The following is a 16,768-nucleotide window of genomic DNA, read 5'->3' as shown; positions in this document are numbered from 1 at the left end:
CGGTTCACTTGCCCGAGGAATGCAGCATGAGTGCTCGTCCGCTTTTATCGCGTCTGCCTGGTTTGTTCAGCAGCGCTCCGGTGTTGCTGGCGCGCCTGTTTCCCGGTGCGGTGTTCTGGCAGTCCGGCCGTACCAAGGTCGATGGTTGGCAACTGAGTGATAACGCGCTGTACCTGTTTCAGGAGGAATATCGCCTGCCACTGTTGGCGCCCATTACTGCGGCCTGGTTAGCGGTGGGTGCCGAGCATCTGTTGCCATTGCTGCTTCTTTTGGGCCTGGCCACCCGCCTGGCGGCGCTCGGCCTGCTGGGTATGACCCTGGTGATTCAGACCCTGGTCTATCCCGATGCCTGGGCTACCCATGGCACCTGGGCGGTGGCGTTGCTGCTGTTGATCAGTCACGGCGGCGGACGACTCTCCATCGACCACTTGATCGCCCGTGCCTGGCGGCGTCGACAGCATCCGCACAGTGCCTGCCAAGAGGTGATGGCGGGCGAGAGTGAGGCATTTGCCGAGCAGATTCAGAGGCTGGGGCAATGATCGAGCTGTACACCGCCAATACGCCGAACGGCGTGAAGATACCGATCGCCCTGGAAGAGTTGGGCCTCGACTATCGGCTGATCACGCTCAATCTGGCCGCCGGTGAGCAGAAGCGTCCGGCATTTCTGGCGCTTAACCCGAATGGTCGCATCCCGGTCATCGTCGATCCTGACGGGCCGGCCGGTCAACCGATCTCGGTGTTCGAGTCCGGGGCCATCCTCTTGTACCTGGCGCAGAAAACCGCAGGGCTTTTGCCAGATAACGCCTCCGCACGCTGGCGCGCCATGGAGTATCTGTTTTTGCAGGTCTCTGCAGTCGGCCCGATGTTCGGCCAGGCGGGCTGGTTTCTGCGCTCGACCGCACAACCGATTCCGGTGGCAGTCGAGCGTTATCGCAGTGAGTCCGTGCGCCTGACCGGCGTACTCGAGGCACGTCTGAGCCAACAACCCTGGCTGGCGGGTACCGAGTATTCGTTGGCCGACATCAGCCATTACGGCTGGCTGCGGGTGGTGGATTACGCCGGTGTCGAGCTTTCTCGTTTTCCTGCGGTACAGGACTGGGTGGCGCGTATCAGCGCTCGCCCGGCGGTGCAGCGGGCGCTTGCCAGGCTGCAGTGAGCCTGGCGTTACCCTTGATTGCATGAGGAATTGAATATGGATCGTCGTACCTTCAACGCCACGCTGGCGCTGTCTCTGACCAGTGCCTTGCTGGCCAGCGCCACGAGCGTCAGTGCCGCGCAAACTGCGGTCAACGCCGGCAAGGAAAAGTGCTACGGCATTTCCCTGGCCGGGCAGAACGATTGTGCTGCTGGCCCCGGAACATCCTGTGCCGGAACCTCCAAGGTCGATTACCAGGGCGATGCCTGGAAGCTGGTGCCCACAGGTACCTGCACCACGATCGTGACGCCCAAGGGGACTGGTTCGTTGACTCCGCTCAAGCGCCGCTAGGGCACGCCGATGAACTGCAAACCACTGCAAGCTGGGGCTGGTGTGGCGTTCAAACCACAGTATTTCGAGGCGCTGCTGGCCGATCCGCAGCGGCTGGACTTTATCGAGATCCATGTCGAGAACTACTTCGGCGCCGGTGGCTTGCTGCATGCGCAGATGGGCGCCTTGCGCGAACATCTGCCGCTTTCCGTGCACGGTGTCGGCTTGTCCCTGGGCGGCGCTCAGGCGCTGGATGCCGGGCATCTGCAACGGCTGGCCGAACTATGCCGGCGCTATCAGCCGGTGTTGGTGTCCGAGCACCTGGCATGGTCCAGTCATGCGAGCGTTTACCTGGGCGACCTGCTGCCGATTGCCTATGACCGTGCGACCCTGGATCGTCTGGTCGAGCATGTCGATCAGTTGCAGTGCGCGTTGCAGCGCGAAGTGCTGATCGAAAACCCGGCCGCTTATCTGCGCCTGGCGCAAAGCGATATGAGCGAGGTCGAATTTCTGTGCAGCCTGAGCCAGCGCAGTGGCTGCGGGTTGCTGCTGGATTTGAACAACCTGCTGATCAGTAGCCACAACTGTGGCGGCGAGCCCCGGGATTACCTGCAGCAGTTACCGGCGGAGCGAGTCGGTGAGGTGCATCTGGCCGGGCATACACGGGTTGAACTGCCCGGCGGTGAGTTTGTACTGGTGGATGAGCATGGCAGCGCGGTCGCCGATACCACCTGGCAACTGTATGCCGAATGGGTGCGCCACGCCGGCAAGTGCCCGACGCTGGTCGAATGGGATCGCAACTTGCCGACCTGGTCGGTACTGGCAGCGGAGGCCGACTGTGTGCGCTCGCTGCAGTGTGTGCCATTCATGCCAGCGGTCGCGCTGGATGTGCCGCTATGAATGCTGCGGATCAGGTCGTATTTGCCCAGGCCCTGGATCGGCTCGAGGCCGCTATCCCCTGGCAACTGGGAAGCCTGCCAGAGCGCCGTTTCGCTCAGCGCTTCAACATTCTGCGCAACACTGTGCATGCCGGGCGCATCGAGGCGTTGCGGCAAGTCTACCCGGCCGTGGAGAGGTTCCTGGGCGCGGACTATTTCACGGCGCTAGCGGCACTGTTCAGCAGTCAGCATCCGCCAAGCTCGGCGGTGCTGCATGAGTACGGTGCGCATCTGGCAGTGTTTATCGAGCAGTTCCCGCCCTTGGCCGACTGGCCTTTTCTGGCGGACGTTGCTCGCCTGGAATGGGCGCGTTTGCAGGCCTTTCATGCTGCCGATGCGCTGCCCCTGCAACTCGATGGTCTGGGCGAGGAGGCGCTGCACCGACTGCTGGATGTGCGTCTGCAATGGCATCCTAGCGTGACCTTACTGCGCTCGACTTACCCGCTCTGGGCGCTGTGGTCCGGTGCAGAGCTGCCGCAAGATAATTGGCCGGGCGAAAATGTACTGGTCTGGCGCCAGGGGCTGCAGCTGAAGACCCGTAAGGTGGATAACAGCAGCGCGGATCTGCTTGAACACTTGCAGCATCGCAAGTCTTTCAGCGAGGCGGCGCTGGTTTTGCAAGCGCAGATGGATATGGCACAGCTCTGTGCGCGGTTCAGCATGCTCGTGTACTGGCAGGTTTTCAGCTAGGTGGCTGCGGCCACGGCACTCGAATAGCCTGTTGCACCCCCAAGTGTGGATGGGGCGGGGCGCTTATGCAGTCCAAGTGGCGCAGTGCCAGTTGCGGAATTCAGTCCTCGTTGAATGCATCGAAAAACTCCGCATAGGGCTGCTGCGCCTGCACCTCGCGCAGGGCTCGCTCATAGCGGGGCAGATACTGGTTGCCGTTCTTGCGGGAAAACACCGAGTACACCCGCAGCGGCTGCTCGGGCATTGTCAGGACCTTGATCTGGACCTGGTTGCCAAGGTTTTTTGCTTCGTATTTCAGGGTGAAGTCGTCAGGGAAGTAGAAGGCATCGACGCGCCCGGCGGCGACCATTCTCAGACCCTTGTTCATCACGTTGTCGCCGCTCAGGGTTTGCAGTTGTAGCCGTGGGTCGCGCATCAGGGGAGAGCGATAGCCGTCCTGCCAGATCCCAATACGCAGCGCCAGCAAATCCTCTGCCGAGTGGATCGCGGCAAGGGGGTTGCTGGCCTGTACGGCCAGCACTGAGGCGGTACTGAACAGGGCCTGTTGCGGGTAAAGAAAGCGCGCGTCGCGCTCCGCGTCCTTGGCTAGGAGCAGGATCATGTCCAGCTCGCCCCGTTCGAGCATCTTCAGCAGCCGAGGCAGTGGCAGTCTGCTGTAGCTGACACCGCGCAAATCCATCTTTCTGGCGATCAGCTCGAAATACGCCACGCTAATGCCGCCAGACGGTTGCGCGCCCTCGGTTCGGGTGTGCGGTGGCAGATCGAAGTAACCCACCCGCAAGGATTCGCCCGCCGCCTGGGTGGTGGGTGTGACGAGCAGTACGCCGAGGCTGAGCAACAACGCCTGGAACAACAGTTGGGCAGAGGGCATGGCGCTTCATCGGTGATGGCGGGTTGCCATTGAGGGTGGTCTGCTTTGGCTATCTCGGCAACTCGATACGCTGCAATTCGCCCGGCACCTGCGGCCAGTCTCCGCTCGCCCAGCGCTGCTTGGCTTGCTCCAGAAGGGCCGGGTCGCTGGCGACGAAGTTCCAGTACATCCGCCGTGGTCCCAGCGGTTCACCGCCGATTAGTGCCAGGTGGCATTCGCTGCAAGCGCTGAGCAGCAGTTCCTCGCCTTCGGGCAGTACGGCCAGGCTGTGTAGGGGGAGATCGGTGTCCTCCAGCCTGGCCTCGCCGTCGATCAGGTACAGCGCTCGCTCGCGCTGCTCGGCCGGGATCAGCAGGCTGGCGCCGGCCTGCAGTTTCAACTCGGCGTAGAGGGTGGGCGAGTGCATGGGCACGGGCGATTCGAGGCAGAAGCCAGCCCCGGCGATCAGGGTGATCTGCACGCCCATGGCCTCGCTGCGCGGCAGGCTGGCGGCCGGGTGGTGGCTGTAGCTCGGCTCGCTCTGCTCAAGTTCCTGCGGCAGGGCCAGCCACACCTGCAGGCCGTGCAGGCGTGAACCGCTCTGGCGTAGTGCCTCGGGCGTACGTTCGACATGGGCCACGCCGCGTCCGGCAGTCATCCAGCTGACATCGCCGGGGCGCACGTGCTGATCCGAACCGAGGCTGTCTTTGTGCTGCAGCTCGCCCGCGAACAGGTAGGTGAGGGTGGACAGGCCGATATGCGGGTGCGGGTTGATGTTCATGCCGCTGCCAGCCGGGTAGGCCTGTTCCAGCATATGGTCGAAGAACACGAAGGGGCCGACGCTGCGGCATTTGGCCGAAGGCAGCGGGCGCAGGATCGGCTGGCCGGCGATGTCTTCCGCGCGCGGCTGGATCAGCAACAGGCCAGCCATCTCAGGCCTCATCGAGTTGGGTGGTGATTTGCACCTCGCTGCTGGTCACCAGCTTGTGCACCGGGCACTTGTCGGCGATGCGCAGCAGCTGCTGGCGCTGGGCATCATCCAGCGCACCGTGCAGGTCCAGTTGTACAGCCAGGCGATAGATGCCTTTGCGCTCTTCGCTATCGTCGCGGGCCACGCGCACGTCCAGGCTGTCCAGCGGCATGCCTTTCTGCTTGGCGTAGAGCATCAGGGTCAGCGCCTTGCAGGCGCCGATGGCGGCATCGAACAGATCATGAGGTTCGGGGCCGGAGGCCTCGCCGCCAAGCTCGACGGGGACGTCGGTGTGCAGCAGGTGCTCGCCGATTTCGATGCTGTGGCGCAGGCCGTTCTCTGTACTGATGCGGATCATGGCTATTTCCAGGCTGGCGGGTAGAGGCTTCAGCCTAGCCCAGGCTACTGTCCTCAGACCAGCACGCATAGGCGCACATCGGCGCCAAATACCTGCGGCAGACGGCCATTCTGAGGGCGGATCGGCACCGCGACGCTGAATTGCTAGCCGAGTGGCAGTAGAACGGGGTGATAGGGCTGCGCAGGTCGTCACTCAGCGGACGCAACCAGGGGCGCTGGCCAGTTGCTGGGCCGGGGCGGTGGCGCTGTTCGTTCTACTTGGGGGTGGCCGGCTGGTACCAAAGCTCTTCACGGGCGAAAGGCGTCAGCTCAGGCAGGTCGGGGTTCTTGAGTTCGATGACCTGTCGCTTGTCCAGTTGAGCCTTGCGCAGGGTCGCGCCGTGATGGCTGTCGAACAGCTGGTCGAAACTGCCGTCGGCGATCATCCGTTCCAGGCCGCGTTCGATATCCGCGGCCAGATCGGCTCGTGCCCGTGAGGTGAAAAAGTAGAAGGCGGTGGGGTAGTGCAGCACCACATGTTCATCCACCGTCAGCTGCAAGCCTTGCTGATTGGCGCGGGCCTGCTCGTCCCAGGCCACCACCACTTCCCGTGGGAACAGGTCAAAGCGCCCGGCATCGAGCATGCGGAACAGGCTCGAGTAACTCTGGCTGGTGACCACCTGCAGGCCATTGCTGCGCAAGATGGCAGTGTCCGGCCAGTCGCTGCGTTGGCCGAAACGCATCGGCTTGAGATCAGCCAGGCTACGCACTGACTTCAGCCAGTGGCGGTCTTCCTCGCGCACCAAGGCCACGCGCCAGCCGATCAGGCCCTTGTAGATGGGGATGCGGACCGGCAGGAGGATCTGCTCGCGCTCCTTGGTGGTCATGGTCCACATCAGCTGCACGCTGTTGTCGTTCTGCTCCAGCGATTGCTGCGCGCGACTCTGCGGCATGGCCAGGCGGGAAGGCACCAACTGGTGGCCGGCACCACTCTTGTCGAGGGCCTGGCGCAAAAGTTCGACCACATAGGCCTCGGGATCATCCTCGCTGGAATGCAGCGGGTAGACCAGGCGCTCGCCGGCCAGCAAGTGGCCGCAGCAGAGCAGGGCAAGCAAGGCGAGCAGACGAGGCATTGGGTAACTCATGGGTGGTGGCTTCGTTGTTCAGCATGGCTGCTTGCGGGGTTGCTGGCCAGCTGACCGACGAAGACCACGCAATGACGCCTGCGGACTTTGGCTTGTCATCAGCCTGTCATGCTTTGGTCATAGGCTCGCGCCATCCCAAACAAGGAGCGCGAGATGAAAGTGTTGAGCCTGACTGCCCTGGCCCTGAGCCTGGCATCCAGCCTGGTGATGGCCGATGTGCGTGTCGAGGGGCCGATCGAGTACGGGGTTTTTGCCACCCAGTTCAAGGACCCGCAACCGGGCGAGCGGATACTGACCCGTGCCAACCAGCAGATAGAGCAGACCGAGCAGGTACCGGCCCAGCTGGGTACCAAGTTCGGCGTACGTTATCGCCTGGCCGGCAAGACCGAAAGCGGCGAGCCGCTGACCCTGATGTACTTCACCCCAGGTCTGGTCGGCCCGGATGGCCGGCGTCAGGACAAGATCGAGGTGCTGCAGAAGCTGGCTCCAGGCGCGGAGCAGGACGTGATGGCCTTCGAGTTCACCGAACATCACGAAGTGGTGCCGGGGGAGTGGCGCTTCATGGTGTTCCAGGGCGATCGCAAACTTTTGGAGCAGCAATTTCAGGTTCGCTGATCCCTCTTGAATTTCCGCAAGGCCCGATCACGCAAGTGGTCGGGCCTTTTGCGTTATACCGCAGGCATGGGCCAGGCAATACAAGCGACAAGGTCGCGCTTGCGGGTACTGATCGATGGCCTGGCAGGGGGGCTTTTCCAGCGTGCTGGCTAAAGGCCTTACTGTTGGCGTCGATAACCTGTTGCTGAAAAGTATTTCCAATCTTTCGTCGGCTGGTATCAGACCATGCCGCTGGTTATAACTACCGTTAGCTTGTCGAGTGATTACCAGGAAACCTGCCATGTCTCTAAGAAATATTAAAATCGCTACACGCGCTGGTTTGGGCTTTGCCATCCTGGCGTTGTTGGTGATGCTGGTTGGGGGCTTTTCTCTGCAGCAGATGAAGCGCATGAATGGCGCGGCTTCGGAAGTCAAAGAGGTCTGGCTGCCCGCTATTCTGGCGCTCAATGACATGAGTCAGAACATCCTGCGCATCCGCGCCGCCACCCTGCGCCTGATCGTGATCCGCGATCCAGCCGTGGTGCAGCAGAACACCTCGCAGCTGAACCAGCTCAAGAGCGATTTGAGCGAGTCTCAGGCGCGTTTTGAGGCGTTGATTACTCTTGATGAAGAGCAAGAGCTGTATGAGCGCTACAAGATTGCTCAGGCGGGTTATCTGACCGAGCAGGACAAGGTTATGCAGTTGTCTGCCCAGGACGATATTGATTCGGCGATTGCAGTCGCCAGCGGTGAGCTCAACCAGCATGCCGCCGATATGACCAAGGTTCTGATCGACCTGACCCATCTCAACGAGAAAGGGGCCAAAGAAGCCGCTGAGCTCAGCAGTAAGGTATACGAGGATGCCATGGGCCTGGTGATCATATTGATCGTCGCGGCGCTGGTAGCGACCATCTTCCTGGCGCTGATGCTGACCCGCAGTATCGTCCGGCCATTGACCGAGGCGGTTGAGGTTGCGCGAGTAGTGGCATCCGGCGACCTGACGCAGAACTTTGAAATCATTGGTCAGGACGAACCAGCACAATTGCTGACGGCCCTGCGCACCATGCAGCAAAGCCTGCGCAGCACCATTCAAAGCATTGCCGACTCATCCAACCAGCTGGCTTCCGCTTCGGAAGAGCTGCATGCAGTGACCGAAGACTCCACCCGTGGGCTGCATCAGCAGAACAACGAGATCGAACAGGCCGCTACGGCGGTCAACGAGATGACCGCTGCAGTGGAAGAAGTGGCGCGTAATGCGGTGAGCACCTCGGAGGCCTCGAAGGAGACCGATCAGACCGCTCAGCAGGGCCGCGAGCAGGTGCGCCAGACCGTCGACTCGATCAGTCACCTGGCTAGCGACGTGACGGCTACTGCTGGCGAGGTGGAATTGTTGGCCGGCAAAGTGCGCGATATCAGCCAGGTGCTTGACGTGATTCGCTCCATCGCCGAACAGACCAACCTGCTGGCGCTCAACGCGGCTATCGAGGCGGCTCGTGCTGGCGATGCAGGCCGAGGTTTTGCCGTGGTGGCTGATGAGGTGCGCGCCTTGGCTCACCGTACCCAGCAGTCGACCCAGGAAATCGAGCAGATGATCAGCGGTATCCAGCAGGGTACCGAAAAGTCGGTCAGTTCCATGCAGAACAGCAACCAGCGCGCTCGTTCCACTCTGGAGGTGGCTCGTGCCGCGGGACAGGCGCTGGATAACATTACCCAGGCGATTGCCTCTATCAATGAGCGCAACCTGGTGATTGCCAGTGCTTCCGAAGAGCAGGCGCAGGTTGCCCGCGAGGTGGACCGCAATCTGGTGAACATTCGCGATCTGTCGTTGCAGACTTCGGCGGGTGCCAACCAGACCAGCGCTGCCAGTCAGGAGCTGTCGCGTCTGGCGGTCGATCTCAATTCACTGGTGGCGCGTTTCAAGATCTGAGTCTTGCCCGCTAACAAAAACGGCGCCCGCAGGCGCCGTTTTTCATGGGGCCGAAGGATCAGCCCTTGTAGCGTTGCAGGACCAGAGTGGCATTGGTGCCGCCGAAACCGAAGCTGTTGCTCATCACGGTATTCAGTTCGGCATTCTCACGGGTCTGGCGCAGGATTGGCATGTCGGCCAGTTCCGGGTCCAGTTCGTCGATATTGGCCGAGCCGGCGATGAACTTGCCTTCCATCATCAGCATGCAGTAGATCGCTTCCTGCACGCCGGCGGCGCCCAGGGAGTGACCGGACAGGCTCTTGGTCGAGCTGATTGGTGGTGCCTTGTCGCCGAACACTTCACGCACGCCGCGGATTTCCGCGACATCGCCCACGGGGGTGGAGGTACCGTGGGTGTTCAGGTAATCGATGGGGGCGTCAACGGTAGCCAGTGCCTGCTGCATGCAACGGATCGCGCCTTCGCCGCTCGGCGCAACCATGTCATAGCCATCGGAGGTGGCGCCGTAGCCGACGATTTCCGCGTAGATTTTGGCGCCGCGCTTGAGCGCGTGTTCCAGTTCCTCGACCACCACCATGCCGCCACCGCCGGCGATGACGAAACCGTCACGCTTTGCATCGTAGGCACGCGAGGCTTTTTCCGGGGTTTCGTTGTACTGGGTGGAGAGGGCGCCCATGGCATCGAACAGGCAGCTCTGGGTCCAATGCTCTTCCTCGCCGCCGCCGGCAAATACGATGTCCTGCTTGCCCAGCTGGATCTGCTCCATGGCCTGGCCGATGCAATGCGCGCTGGTGGCGCAGGCCGAGGAAATGGAGAAGTTCACACCCTTGATCTGGAACGGCGTGGCCAGGCAGGCCGACACGGTGCTGCCCATGGTGCGGGTGACGCGGTATGGGCCGATGCGCTTGACGCCTTTTTCGCGCAGGGTATCGATGGCTTCCATCTGGTTCAGCGTGGAGGCGCCGCCGGAGCCGGCGATCAGGCCGGTACGCGGGTTGGACACCTGCTCGGGGGTGAGGCCGGAGTCCTTGATCGCTTGTTCCATCGACAGGTAGGCATACGCCGCCGCATCGCCCATGAAGCGCAGGACCTTGCGGTCGATCAGCTCTTCAAGATTGAGATCGACCGAACCGGAAACCTGGCTGCGCAGGCCCATTTCGGCGTAGGCCGGATTGAAGCGGATGCCCGCCTTGCTGGCACGCAGGTTGGCGGAAACGGTGTCTTTGTCATTGCCCAGGCAGGAAACGATGCCCAGACCGGTGATCACGACGCGGCGCATGCGAAAAATCCTTTAGAAACTGTCGGTAGAGGTGAACAGGCCAACACGCAGGCCTTCGGCGCTGTAGATCTCGCGGCCATCGACGCTGACGGTGCCGTCGGCGATGCCGAGGATCAGCGAGCGACTGATGGTGCGTTTGATATGGATGTTGTAAGTGACTTTCTTGGCGGTGGGCAGCACCTGGCCGAAGAACTTCACTTCACCCGAACCCAGGGCGCGGCCGCGGCCCGGATTGCCCTGCCAGCCGAGGTAGAAGCCAACCAGCTGCCACATAGCGTCAAGGCCCAGGCAACCTGGCATCACCGGGTCACCTTCGAAGTGGCAACCGAAGAACCACAGGTCCGGATTGATATCGAGCTCGGCGACGATTTCGCCTTTGCCATACTTGCCGCCGGTTTCGCTGATGTGCACGATGCGGTCGATCATCAGCATGTTCGGGGCGGGCAGTTGCGCGTTACCCGGGCCGAACAGCTCGCCGCGGCTGCAGCGCAGCAGATCTTCCCGGGTAAAGGCGTTTTGCTTGGTCATGCGAGCTCCTCAATGGCCCCGCCGCACGGGGCTATGTGTTACATCCTGATTGCCGTCTGGCGGCAGCGTAGTCATAGACTGTTGCGTTGTGGTGAAAGTCACAGTCCGCGGTGAACACTTGTGTCCTCGAATCGTGACGACCCCCGCCAGGCCACTCTGGCTCTGACTTTAGCACCCTCAGTGGCTCCGTTTACTGAGCCAGCGCAGCAATATGCGCTCGAGATCGGCGCGCTTGAATGGTTTGGCCAGGTAATCGTTCATCCCGGCCTGCAGGCAGGCTTCGCGATCGCCCTGCAAGGCATTGGCCGTAAGGGCGATGATCGGGGTCTTACTGTACGTGTGCAGCTGGCGAATCTGCCGGGTGGCTTCGTAACCATCCATGACCGGCAGGCGGCAATCCATGAGTACCGCTGCATAGGCGCATTGGCTGGCACTGTGCACTGCCTGGACGCCATCGCTGACCAGGCTGACCCGATAGCCGAGGCTGCGCAGCATGGCTTCGATCACGGTCTGGTTGACGGGGTTGTCTTCTACCAGCAGCACTTCCTGGCCTTCGCCATAGTGACCGAGTGGCTGATTGCCCGGCTCCTCTGTGTGCGTGCGCAAGCTGAACGGCAGGGGGATTTCCAGGGTGAACACCGAACCCTGGCCCTCCGTGCTGCGCGCATGCAGGGTGCCGCCCATGCGCTCGGCCAATGTGCGGGCGATCGACAGGCCGAGGCCGGTGCCACCATAGCGCCGGGAGATCGACGAGTCGGCCTGCTGGAAGGCGTCGAACATGCGTTCCAGCCGCTGCGGTGCGATGCCGATGCCGCTGTCATGTACGGCACAGGTGAACCACAGCACTTCGTTATCCAGCGGCTGCCAGTGGGTCTCGATGCGAATGCCGCCGTCTTCGGTGAACTTCAGCGCATTGCCCAGCAGGTTGACCAGGATCTGGCGGATCCGCGTCGGGTCGCCCTGTACCTCGAACTGTTCCAGACCCGGCTGGTTCTCCAGAGTCAGGTGCAAGCCATGTTGCTGAGCGCTGTGCTGGAACACCTGGATCGAGCCCTGCAGCAGCTCCAGCAAATTGAACGGAATGCGCTCCAGCTCCAGGGCGCCGCGTTCGATGCGGGAGAAGTCGAGGATGTCGTTGATCACCTTGAGCAGATGTTCCGTCGACTCGGTGGCCAGGGCGGCGTATTCGTCCTGCTCCTGGGTCATCTCGGTAGTTTCCAGCAGCTGCAACATGCCCAGCACACCGTTCATGGGGGTGCGCAGCTCATGGCTCATCATTGCCAGAAAGTCCGACTTGGCCCGGCTGGCCTGCTCGGCTTCTTCGCGGGTCTTGATCAACTGGGTCATGGCCAGTTGCTGCTCATGGCTGGCATCGGCCAGGCTGAGCGCCAGCTTGTTGATATGCCGGGCCAGGTCGCCCAGCTCGCCGGTGGCGGTTTCCGCCAGCGGCGGCTGGTAGTTACCACTCTGCAGGGCTTGCAGGGCTTGCAGGGCTTGCCCCATGTCGCTGATCGGCTGGGCCAGGCGCCTTGCCAGCTGGCGCGCCAGGAGAAAGGTCAGGAGCAGGGCGAACAGGCCCAGCACGGCGGCCTTGAACAGAATGGCCTGCTGGCGGCTGGTGAATGCCTCACCGGACATGCCGACCACCACACGCCCCAGGTAGTCGTCGCTGAGCTTGTTGCGAATGCCTGGCTGGCCGGCTTGCTGCAGGTGGATGGGGGCATGGAAAACCTCCACCGACGTGCTGCCTGGATGACTGTTCTGCTCGACATAGACCAGGATGTTTTCTTCACGGTCACGTACTTCGAGAAAGCGTACGTGCGAGGTGGTCAGCGTGGAACGCAGCAGGTTGTCGAGCACCTCCAGGTTGCCAGAAATGACCCCGTATTCGGCCGCCGGGGCCAGCTGGCTGGCGATCAGCTGGCCAGTACGATTGAGTTCCTGGCGCAGGTCCTGCAGGCGTTCATAGGTGAAGAAACTGATGAGTAGCACGGTCAGCAACAGGGCGGGGCCGACGCTGATCAGCTGGGTACGACTATGAATAGTCCAGTTACGGCCGAAGATCATGGGTGTCCAGCTCCAGCCAACAGGTGCAGAGCCTGCAGCGGCGGAATCTGCTGGCGTGAGTGGGATGGGCGGCGGAGGGACAGGTTCGGGTACACACAACGGCCTTGCTATAGGGCGGAATGCCCCGCATGTTAATCGACAAACGCGTATTTGCCAGTCTGTCGCTGCGCGCAAGCGCTCTGAGGGCTGGTCGGTCGGCGGATGCTCCGCAATAATGCCGCCCATTCGCCATCTCGATGGCTCTGATTGGATCGATCATGACCGAGCAACAACCAGTCGCCGTCTTGGGTGGCGGCAGCTTTGGCACCGCTATCGCCAACCTGCTGGCGCAGAATGGCCAGCGCGTCCGCCAGTGGATGCGCGATCCGGAGCAGGCCGCCGCGATGCGTAGCCAGCGCGAGAACCCGCGCTACCTGAAGGGCATCAAGCTGCACCCGGGCGTCGAGCCGGTGACCGACCTGGCCGAGACCCTGGCCGCCTGCGAGCTGGTATTCGTCGCCTTGCCGTCCTCGGCCTTGCGCCAGGCCCTGCAGCCGGTAGCAGGTGCGCTGGCCGGCAAGCTGCTGGTCAGTACCACCAAGGGCATCGAGGCGCAGAGCTTCAAGCTGATGAGCCAGATCCTCGAGGAAGTAGCCCCACAAGCGCGCATTGGCGTGCTGTCCGGGCCCAACCTGGCACGCGAAGTGGCCGAGCAGGCACTGACCGCCACCGTGATCGCCAGTGAAGACGAAGCGCTCTGCCAACGCGTACAAGAGGCCCTGCACGGGCGCACTTTTCGCGTCTACGCCAGCCGCGACCGTTTCGGCGTGGAGCTGGGCGGGGCGCTGAAGAACGTCTACGCGATCATCGCCGGTATGGCTGTGGCGATGGGCATGGGCGAGAACACCAAGAGCATGCTGATCACCCGTGCCCTAGCGGAAATGACCCGTTTTGCGGTCAAGCTGGGTGCCAATCCCATGACCTTCCTCGGCCTAGCCGGGGTTGGTGACCTGATCGTCACCTGTTCGTCACCGAAGAGCCGCAATTATCAGGTCGGCTTCGCCCTTGGCGAAGGTCTCAGCCTGGAAGACGCCGTGGCCAGGCTTGGCGAGGTGGCCGAAGGGGTCAACACCATCAAGGTGCTCAAGGCCAAGGCCGAGGAATTGCAGATTTACATGCCTTTGGTCACGGGTTTGCATGCCATTCTCTTCGAGGGGCGTACCCTGGCCCAGGTGATCGAGGCGCTGATGCGCGCCGAGCCGAAGACCGACGTCGATTTCATTTCCACCAGTGGTTTTTGAAACCTAGCGAGATTGGGAGAGCGACATGAGTGAACCAAGTAAAGAACTGGAGCGTGAATCCATCCTGTTGCGCATTCTGTGGATGGTGATCTTCACCATCGTCTGGCAGCTGGCGGAAATCATCCTCGGCGGTGTGGTGCTGCTGCAGCTGGGCTACCGCCTGTTCTACGGCGCCCCCAATGGCGGTCTGCAAGGCTTTGGTGACAGCCTCAGCCAGTACCTGCAGCAGATCGGCCGCTTTGGCACTTTCAACACCGAAGAAAAGCCTTGGCCGTTCGCTGACTGGCCGACCCCGCGAGCGCCGCAAGACAACGAGCCGCACAGCATTCCGCCCGCGGCCCATCCGGTGGTGGACGAAGAGCCCAAGCTGTGAAGTTATGGCTGTTGCGGCACGGTGAGGCTGAGCCCAGGGCGCGCAGCGATGCGGAGCGCGCCCTGACTGAGCACGGGCGCAAGGAAGTCCGCCATGCGGCCAAGCATTTGCGCGGCGTGGCGCTGACGAAAATTCTCGTCAGCCCTTATCGGCGCGCCCAGCAGACGGCCGAACTGGTACGCGAAACCCTCGGCTTGCAACTGCCGCTGACCACCTTCGACTGGCTCACTCCGGACGACGACCCACGCGCCGTGCTGCAGCAACTGGATGCCGACGCTGCCGATGAATACCTGATCGTCAGCCACAACCCGCTGCTAGGCTCTCTTGCCGGATTGCTGGTGCATGGAAACCTGCAACAGCCGATCACCCTGCATACCGCCAGCCTGGTTTGCCTCTCCGGCGAACACCTGCTGGCCGGCGCGCTGGCGCTCGACGCGCTGCATCACCCGCACTAGAGCTGTTGCGGGAACTGAAACATTTCTTAACTTGCACTGCCTCCTGACGCATGGAATATTCAACCAAGCAAGTGCTTGGTTGCTCCCTGTGACAATAAGAAAAAACAAGGAGGCCCCGTGGCCAGTGCAGTCCGTTTACCGCTCGAGGTGTTTTTCGAGCGTGAGTCGCGTCATCCGAACAAGACATACCTGATCCAGCCCCAGGGCAATGGCCAGGTCGAGGAACTGAGCTGGTCCGAGGTCGGTGAGCAGGCGCGGCGCGCTGCCAGCTGGCTGCGTGGCCTGGAGCTGGAACCGGGCAGCCGGATCGCCATCATCTCGAAGAACTGCGCACACTGGATCGTCACCGACCTGGCGATCTGGATGGCCGGGCATGTCTCGGTGCCGCTGTATCCCAATCTCACCGGTGACTCCGTGCGCCAGGTGCTGGAGCATGCCGAGGCCCGCGTGGCCTTTATCGGCAAGCTGGATGACTGGCCGGCCATGGCTCCCGGCGTACCCGAGGGCGTTGTCACTGTATGCCTGCCGCTGCATCCGCACGGCCGATTCGATCGTACCTGGCAGGACCTGCAGGCCAGTGCGCCGATCCAGGACACCCCGCGTCCTGCAGCCGACCAGCTGGCCACCATCATCTACACCTCCGGCACCACCGGCATGCCCAAGGGCGTGATGCACAACTTCGGCAACTTCGGCTTCACCGCCAGCCATGCCACTGAGTTGTTCGGGGTTTCCGATAATGATCGGGTGCTGTCCTACCTGCCGCTGTGCCACGTGGCCGAGCGCATGTTCGTCGAGCTCAATTCGCTGTACAGCGGCCTGACGGTGTACTTCGCTGAGAGCCTGGATACCTTCCTCGCTGACTTGCGCCGCGCCAGACCGACGGTGTTCTTCGGCGTGCCGCGGATCTGGACCAAGTTCCAGATGGGCGTCTATTCGAAGATGTCCGCCAGCAAGCTGGATTTCCTTCTCTCCCTGCCGCTGCTCGGGCGACTGTTCGGTCGCAAGGTGCTGCGCGGCCTGGGTCTGGATGCCGTGCGCTATGGCCTGTCCGGTGCGGCGCCGGTGCCCGAGGCGCTGCTCAACTGGTACCGCCGCCTGGGCCTGGAGCTGCAGGAGGTCTATGGCATGACCGAGAACTGTGGCTACTCGCACGTCTGTCGTCCCGGCAAGTTCAAGCAGGGCTGGATCGGCCAGAACAACCCCGGCGTGGAAGTACGCATCAGCGAGGAGGGCGAGGTGCTGGTGCGCAGCGGCTCGACCATGCAGGGCTATTTCAAGGAACCGGGCAAGACTGCCGAAGCCATGACCGAGGACGGCTTCCTGCGGACCGGCGACAAGGGTGAGCAAGATGCCGACGGCAACCTGCGCCTGACCGGGCGCATCAAGGAAATCTTCAAGACCAGCAAAGGCAAGTACGTGGCCCCGGCGCCGATTGAGAACCGCCTGGCGGTGCACTCGCACATCGAGCAGGTCTGCGTGGTTGGTGATGGCCTGCCGCAGCCGCTGGCGCTGTGCGTGCTCTCCGAAGCCGGTCGCAAGGAGCCGCGCGAGCAGCTGGAAGGCAGCCTCAAGCGTCTGTTGGAGGAAACCAACCAGGCGCTGGACAAGCACGAGAAGCTCAACGGGCTGGTGCTGGTGCCGGAAGTCTGGGCGGTAGAGAACGGCTTCCTGACGCCGACCCTGAAGATCAAGCGGGCCTCGGTCGAGGGCGCTTACAGTCCGCATTTCCACGCCTGGGGCAGTCGTTCCGGCGAGGTGGTCTGGCAGGAATAGCTGCCGGCTGGCGTCCTGCTGCAATGCGCGCGGCTGTCTCGCGCCATTGCAGCAGGTCTGGTGCGGTTAAATAGTCGATTTATTTGACCGGGGCCATGATT

At 62.3% G+C, this 16,768-nt stretch carries 17 protein-coding genes and 1 pseudogene; 11 read left to right on the top strand and 7 right to left on the bottom strand.

From position 1 onward, the window contains the following. Nucleotides 1–26 precede the first annotated feature (26 nt). From H3H45_RS19550 to H3H45_RS19530, 5 genes and pseudogenes are all read left to right on the top strand, one after another. Nucleotides 27–449, top strand: a pseudogene (locus H3H45_RS19550) (DoxX family protein); the annotation flags it as partial. Nucleotides 450–535: 86 nt separating this feature from the next. Beyond that, a complete protein-coding gene (locus H3H45_RS19545) occupies nucleotides 536–1,156 on the top strand; it encodes a glutathione S-transferase family protein (RefSeq protein ID WP_182835374.1) in 621 nt (206 codons plus the stop codon). 36 nt (nucleotides 1,157–1,192) lie between these two features. Next, on the top strand, nucleotides 1,193–1,486 hold the full coding sequence (locus H3H45_RS19540; protein ID WP_182835373.1) for a BufA1 family periplasmic bufferin-type metallophore: 294 nt from the start codon (nucleotides 1,193–1,195) through the stop codon (nucleotides 1,484–1,486). Between the two features lie 9 nt (nucleotides 1,487–1,495). After that, nucleotides 1,496–2,365, top strand: a complete 870-nt coding sequence (gene bufB, locus H3H45_RS19535) for an MNIO family bufferin maturase (protein WP_182835372.1) — start codon at nucleotides 1,496–1,498, stop codon at nucleotides 2,363–2,365. Beyond that, nucleotides 2,362–3,093 (top strand): HvfC/BufC N-terminal domain-containing protein, encoded by a 732-nt coding sequence (locus H3H45_RS19530; RefSeq protein ID WP_182835371.1) that lies wholly within the window; start codon nucleotides 2,362–2,364, stop codon nucleotides 3,091–3,093. Before bufB ends, H3H45_RS19530 begins: the two co-directional genes overlap by 4 nt. A 100-nt stretch (nucleotides 3,094–3,193) precedes the next feature. Here the strand turns inward: H3H45_RS19530 and H3H45_RS19525 are convergent, their stop codons facing one another. From H3H45_RS19525 to H3H45_RS19510, 4 genes are all read right to left on the bottom strand, one after another. Continuing rightward, the gene (locus H3H45_RS19525; protein WP_182835370.1) at nucleotides 3,194–3,931 is read right to left on the bottom strand and encodes a substrate-binding periplasmic protein; all 738 of its coding nucleotides are present in this window, start codon (nucleotides 3,929–3,931) and stop codon (nucleotides 3,194–3,196) included. Nucleotides 3,932–4,013: 82 nt separating this feature from the next. Next, nucleotides 4,014–4,874 carry a pirin family protein gene (locus H3H45_RS19520; protein ID WP_182835369.1) on the bottom strand — a complete coding sequence of 287 codons (861 nt, stop codon included), beginning with the start codon at nucleotides 4,872–4,874 and terminating at the stop codon, nucleotides 4,014–4,016. A gap of 1 nt (nucleotide 4,875) precedes the next feature. After that, complete coding sequence (locus H3H45_RS19515; RefSeq protein WP_182835368.1) at nucleotides 4,876–5,271, bottom strand: OsmC family protein; 396 nt, start codon at nucleotides 5,269–5,271, stop codon at nucleotides 4,876–4,878. A 253-nt stretch (nucleotides 5,272–5,524) separates the two neighbouring features. Further along, nucleotides 5,525–6,382, bottom strand: a complete 858-nt coding sequence (locus tag H3H45_RS19510; protein ID WP_182835367.1) for a substrate-binding periplasmic protein — start codon at nucleotides 6,380–6,382, stop codon at nucleotides 5,525–5,527. Between the two features lie 165 nt (nucleotides 6,383–6,547). Here H3H45_RS19510 and H3H45_RS19505 point away from each other — a divergent pair, with 165 nt between their 5' ends. Both H3H45_RS19505 and H3H45_RS19500 read left to right on the top strand, forming a co-directional pair. Further along, nucleotides 6,548–7,009, top strand: a complete 462-nt coding sequence (locus H3H45_RS19505; RefSeq protein ID WP_182835366.1) for a DUF3859 domain-containing protein — start codon at nucleotides 6,548–6,550, stop codon at nucleotides 7,007–7,009. A gap of 280 nt (nucleotides 7,010–7,289) precedes the next feature. Next, a complete protein-coding gene (locus H3H45_RS19500) occupies nucleotides 7,290–8,915 on the top strand; it encodes a methyl-accepting chemotaxis protein (protein ID WP_182835365.1) in 1,626 nt (541 codons plus the stop codon). Between the two features lie 58 nt (nucleotides 8,916–8,973). Here the strand turns inward: H3H45_RS19500 and fabB are convergent, their stop codons facing one another. The 3 genes from fabB to H3H45_RS19485 form a co-directional block, all read right to left on the bottom strand. Next, nucleotides 8,974–10,191, bottom strand: coding sequence for a beta-ketoacyl-ACP synthase I (fabB, locus tag H3H45_RS19495; protein ID WP_182835364.1), 1,218 nt, complete (start codon nucleotides 10,189–10,191; stop codon nucleotides 8,974–8,976). A 12-nt stretch (nucleotides 10,192–10,203) separates the two neighbouring features. Beyond that, nucleotides 10,204–10,719 (bottom strand): 3-hydroxyacyl-[acyl-carrier-protein] dehydratase FabA, encoded by a 516-nt coding sequence (gene fabA / locus H3H45_RS19490; RefSeq protein WP_182835363.1) that lies wholly within the window; start codon nucleotides 10,717–10,719, stop codon nucleotides 10,204–10,206. A 177-nt stretch (nucleotides 10,720–10,896) separates the two neighbouring features. Beyond that, on the bottom strand, nucleotides 10,897–12,786 hold the full coding sequence (locus H3H45_RS19485; protein ID WP_182835362.1) for an ATP-binding protein: 1,890 nt from the start codon (nucleotides 12,784–12,786) through the stop codon (nucleotides 10,897–10,899). Between the two features lie 257 nt (nucleotides 12,787–13,043). Between H3H45_RS19485 and H3H45_RS19480 the strand changes: the two genes are divergently transcribed. The 4 genes from H3H45_RS19480 to H3H45_RS19465 all read left to right on the top strand — a co-directional run bounded on the left by H3H45_RS19480 (nucleotide 13,044) and on the right by H3H45_RS19465 (nucleotide 16,667). Next, nucleotides 13,044–14,066 (top strand): NAD(P)H-dependent glycerol-3-phosphate dehydrogenase, encoded by a 1,023-nt coding sequence (locus H3H45_RS19480; RefSeq protein ID WP_182835361.1) that lies wholly within the window; start codon nucleotides 13,044–13,046, stop codon nucleotides 14,064–14,066. Between the two features lie 25 nt (nucleotides 14,067–14,091). Then, the gene (locus tag H3H45_RS19475) at nucleotides 14,092–14,439 is read left to right on the top strand and encodes a DUF4389 domain-containing protein (RefSeq protein ID WP_182835360.1); all 348 of its coding nucleotides are present in this window, start codon (nucleotides 14,092–14,094) and stop codon (nucleotides 14,437–14,439) included. Continuing rightward, the gene (sixA, locus tag H3H45_RS19470; RefSeq protein WP_182835359.1) at nucleotides 14,436–14,894 is read left to right on the top strand and encodes a phosphohistidine phosphatase SixA; all 459 of its coding nucleotides are present in this window, start codon (nucleotides 14,436–14,438) and stop codon (nucleotides 14,892–14,894) included. Before H3H45_RS19475 ends, sixA begins: the two co-directional genes overlap by 4 nt. Nucleotides 14,895–15,011: 117 nt before the next feature. Further along, a complete protein-coding gene (locus tag H3H45_RS19465; protein ID WP_182835358.1) occupies nucleotides 15,012–16,667 on the top strand; it encodes an AMP-binding protein in 1,656 nt (551 codons plus the stop codon). Nucleotides 16,668–16,768 lie beyond the last annotated feature (101 nt).

Origin of the sequence: Aquipseudomonas guryensis (genome assembly GCF_014164785.1) — a bacterium.
GTDB classification, from domain to species: domain Bacteria; phylum Pseudomonadota; class Gammaproteobacteria; order Pseudomonadales; family Pseudomonadaceae; genus Aquipseudomonas; species Aquipseudomonas guryensis.
This window is presented reverse-complemented; position numbering and strand designations above follow the sequence as displayed.